The organism is Saccharopolyspora sp. (assembly GCF_017434145.1).
Taxonomy (GTDB): Bacteria; Actinomycetota; Actinomycetes; order Mycobacteriales; family Pseudonocardiaceae; genus Saccharopolyspora_C; species Saccharopolyspora_C galaxeae.
Genome location: NZ_JAFRFW010000254.1, coordinates 1 through 3,926 on the forward strand (window position 1 = coordinate 1; position 3,926 = coordinate 3,926).

At 69.1% G+C, this 3,926-nt stretch carries 4 protein-coding genes; 1 reads left to right on the forward strand and 3 read right to left on the reverse strand.

All coding sequences use genetic code 11. The features are described from left to right. Positions 1-45 precede the first annotated feature (45 nt). Together IJH84_RS07115 and IJH84_RS07120 are read right to left on the reverse strand one after the other, a co-directional pair. Entirely contained in the window at positions 46-672 is a 627-nt protein-coding gene (locus tag IJH84_RS07115) for a vitamin K epoxide reductase family protein (protein ID WP_295141758.1), read from the reverse strand. After that, positions 669-1,427 (reverse strand): thioredoxin domain-containing protein, encoded by a 759-nt coding sequence (locus IJH84_RS07120; RefSeq protein ID WP_295141759.1) that lies wholly within the window; start codon positions 1,425-1,427, stop codon positions 669-671. Before IJH84_RS07120 ends, IJH84_RS07115 begins: the two co-directional genes overlap by 4 nt. 194 nt (positions 1,428-1,621) lie before the next feature. On the opposite strand from IJH84_RS07120, the gene ligD reads away from it, so the two are divergent. Further along, positions 1,622-2,566: a non-homologous end-joining DNA ligase gene (gene ligD / locus IJH84_RS07125; RefSeq protein WP_295141765.1), complete on the forward strand. Its 945-nt coding sequence runs from the start codon at positions 1,622-1,624 to the stop codon at positions 2,564-2,566. 493 nt (positions 2,567-3,059) lie between these two features. On the opposite strand, the gene IJH84_RS07130 is transcribed toward ligD, so the two are convergent. Beyond that, entirely contained in the window at positions 3,060-3,731 is a 672-nt protein-coding gene (locus IJH84_RS07130; RefSeq protein ID WP_295141762.1) for a GntR family transcriptional regulator, read from the reverse strand. Positions 3,732-3,926 lie beyond the last annotated feature (195 nt).

Here is a 3,926-nt window from a genome sequence, read left to right on the forward strand (position 1 = left end):
CGCGCCATTGGCCAGACAAACGGGTGTTCCAGGCTCACGTGGGCGTCAGAACAGTGAGGTCCAGAAGCTCCAGAACGCTTGCAGCACCATTACCACGATCGCCAGGTACCAGACCACCAGCACGAGGCTGTGGAACCGGGACAACGCCGCGCCCGCGGACGCGCCCCCGCCCAGGTGGCCGCCGCGCAGCGCGTGCAGCGTCGTGTACCAGAACATCGGGATCACCACGGCCCACACCACCATGCAGTACGGGCACAGCGCGCCGATGTCGTACAGGCTCTGCACGATCAGCCAGTGCACGAACACCACGCCGAGCGTGGTGCCCAGCTGCAGGCCGATCCAGAACCACCGCGGCGCGGCGAACCCGGCCAGCAGCACGACCCCTGCGGTGATCATCACCGGGAACGCGAACAGGCCGATCAGCGGGTTCGGGAACCCGAACAGCGCGGCCTGGGTGCTGTCCATGACCGTGCCGCAGGACACGATCGGATTCATGCTGCACGACGGGATGTAGGACGGATTGCCCAGCTTGGTGATCTTCTCGACGGTCAGCGCGAACGAGGCCACCAGGCCGATCGCACCGCCGATCAGGTACAGCCAGCCCAGCCCGGTCTGCCGCGTTGGTGGCTCCGCGGCGGCCGCGGCCGGGTGCGCCTGCTGCGTGGCGGTCATCGCGCCAGCTCCTGGTCGATCCGGGCCCGCAGCTGCTGGGCGACATCAGCGGTGGACTTGCCGGAGCCCTCCCACTTCTGGCCGTTGATGAAGAACGACGGCGTGCCGGAGATGCCGGCCTTCTCCGCGTCGGCCTGGTCGGCCGCGATCCGGTCGCTGACCGCCTTGGACTCCTTGTCCTGCTTGAACTTGTTCGCGTCCAGTCCGATCTGCTGGGCGTACTGGGTGAACATCTGGTTGGCGCGCCCGGTGTCATCGCTGACCTGCTGGCCGTCCGGGGAGACCGCCCATGCGCGGTAGTTGTCGAAGATGGCGTGGTACATCTCCTTGTACTTGCCCTGCATCGCCGCGGCCTCGGCGGACTTGGCCGCTTCCATCGCCAGCGGGTGGGCGTTGGTCAGCGGGTACATCCGGTTCACGAAGTTGATGCGGCCCTTGTACTCCTGCTCGATGTTCTTGGTGACCCCGTTGTAGTACTGGAAGCAGGACGGGCACTGGAAGTCCAGGAACTCGGTCACGGTGACCTTGGCGTCGGGGGCTTCGGTGAGCTTGTGGCTGTCCGGCTTGCTCACCACCTGGCTCATGTCCTGACCCGGTGCGGGGGACTGGCCGCCTGCGGCGTTGTCCCCCTTGCCCGCGGTGAACAGCAGGACCCCGCCGATGATCACGACTGCGGCCACGACCACCACGATGCTCAGGATCGCGTTGGTCGATGGCCCGCTCTTCTTCAGCAACGGGTTGGTTGTCTTCGGCATCGCTTCGTGCACCTTCGCGGTCGGGCGCGGGGCTGGGCTTGCCCCGCATCTGCGGCAGGTCGATATCCAGTCTCACCCACTGACACGAAAGTGTGAGGAAGCGGGTGGTCGGGAAAGGCGCCCCTACCGGGTATACCGCATCCGTGAGCGAGCCCGATCCGACCGAACTGCTCGGCGCCGACCAGCTGCCGCTGCTGCGCTCCTGGTCGGGGACCTGGCTGGAGCCCGAGCTGGCCACCCTGACCGACAGCCGGTTCTCCGACCCGGACTGGCTCTACGAGCGCAAGCTCGACGGCGCCCGGGTGCTGGCCGGGCGCGACGGCGGCGATCCGGTGCTGTGGTCGCGCAACCACAAGCGGGTCGACGCCTCCTACCCGGAGCTGCTGGACGCGCTGGCCGGGCAGGGGGAGCGGTTCGTGGTGGACGGCGAGGTGGTCGCCTTCGACGGCGACCGCACCAGCTTCGCCAAGCTGCAGAACCGGATGCACCTGACCGACCCGCGCGCGGCCCGGCGGACCGGGGTGCGGGTGTTCTACTACCTGTTCGACCTGATCGCGGTCGGCGGCGTGGACCTGACCCGGCTGCCGCTGCGCACCCGCAAGCGGCTGTTGTTCGAGTGCTTCGGCTTCGACGACCCGCTGCGCTACAGCGAGCACCGCCGCGGCGACGGGGAGGAGTTCTTCCGGCAGGCGTGCGAACGCGGCTGGGAGGGTCTGATCGCCAAGCGCGCGGACCGGCCCTACCGGGGCGGCCGTTCCCGGGACTGGCTGAAGTTCAAGTGCGTCTCCGGGCAGGAGTTCGTCATCGGCGGCTTCACCGAGCCGAAAGGCGCGCGCCACGGGTTCGGCGCGCTGCTGGTCGGCTACTTCCAAGGCGACGAGCTGCGCTACGCGGGCAAGGTCGGGACCGGATACGACGAGAAGACCTTGCGCGATCTGCGGGCTCGAATGGAAAGGCTGGAGAAGTCCGAATCACCGTTCGCCGATCGGATCGGGGAACGGGAGGTGCATTGGGTGGCGCCGGAAATGGTCGCGGAGATCGGTTTCTCCGAATGGACCGCGGACGGGCGGTTGCGGCACCCGAGATTCACCGGGCTGCGCGAGGACAAGCCGGCGACGAGCGTCGTCCGGGAGGACTGATCGTCGCCGGCGCACCGCCGTTCCCACTCATCGCACGACGCTGACCGCCGCGTTCGCCGGCGGCCCGGCAGCGGGCTGAGGTTGGGACCATGCGGCCAGGAGAACGGTCGTCACGACCATCAGCACCGTTCCGACAACCGACACGAAAGTGCGGCTGCTGCTCTGCATGATTCGCGCCCCGCTTTTCTTGGGAGGAGGGAATGATTGCCACGCGGCGCGCCGGAACCGATCAATGCTTTGGCGGCCGACCGGTCTGCTCGTGCTCCGGGCGCGCCCGTCGGCCCGGCGAGCCGATGAGGGACCGGAAGTACTTCGGGGAACCGGACGAACCGCCGGGGACACTGCTGCGAACCCGACCGCCACCAGGACTGTCGTCCGCAGGCGACGATACGTTACGCGGTCGCAATCTTGGTTTTCGGGCTCCGATGCCACCGGTGTGGGTGAGCCCGGCCGAAAGCCCTGCCGCCGGTCGCGACCGAACGCGACGATTCGGTCATTGATCCCAGATTTCCTGCTCGTCGAGGTAGCGAAGCAGCGCCCGCCCGGTGTTGATCGCGTGCTCGTGCATCGCCCACCGCGCGGCTTCGGCGTCCCGGTTGCGCAAGGCGCGCAGGATCTCGCGGTGCTCGGATTCGGTCAGCTCGGTCAGTCCGGGCGTGGCCGCGCCGATCCGCTGCGGCACGTAGCGGGACGCCAGCCGCAGGAACCAGTCCAGCTTGGCGGACTCCGCGACGTCGTGGATCGCGGTGTGGAACCGCTGGTCGAGCTGCACCGCGTCGCCGATGCCGAAGCGGGTGGCGTGCTCCAGCTCCGCCTGCACCGCCTCCAGCGCGTCCAGCTGCGCGATGCTGATCCGCTCGGCGGTGCGGGCGGCCAGCTCGCCCGCCAGCCCGGCCCGCAACCGGTTGGCGTCGGCCACGTCCTGCCGATTCAGCGGCACGACGGTGAAGCCGCGGCGAGGTTCGAGCTCGACGAACCCTTCGCCGCGCAACGCCAGCAGCGCCTCCCGCACGGGGGTCACGCTGACCCCGATCTCCTCCGCGAGGCGCTCCAGGGGCAGGTGCTGGCCGCGGCGCAGCTTGCCCGTCATGATCCGGTCGCGGATCCGGACGGCCACTTCGTCGGACAGCTGCGGGCGGGGTGCTCTGTGGGGCGCTGGGGGCATTCGCTTTCTCGATCGTCGCCTGCGCCGACCGCCGCGTCGGCTGATTTCCTGGGGCCGGTTGCTCGGGGCCGGGTTCTGGCGGTCAGGCCGTTCACCGTGCATGACCGGTGGTCGTGTGGCACCGGTCACCGCGAACTTGATACCAGGTGGGCCCGACCGGACCGGCCGGTGCCGAACCCGGCCGCGGCAGCCGGC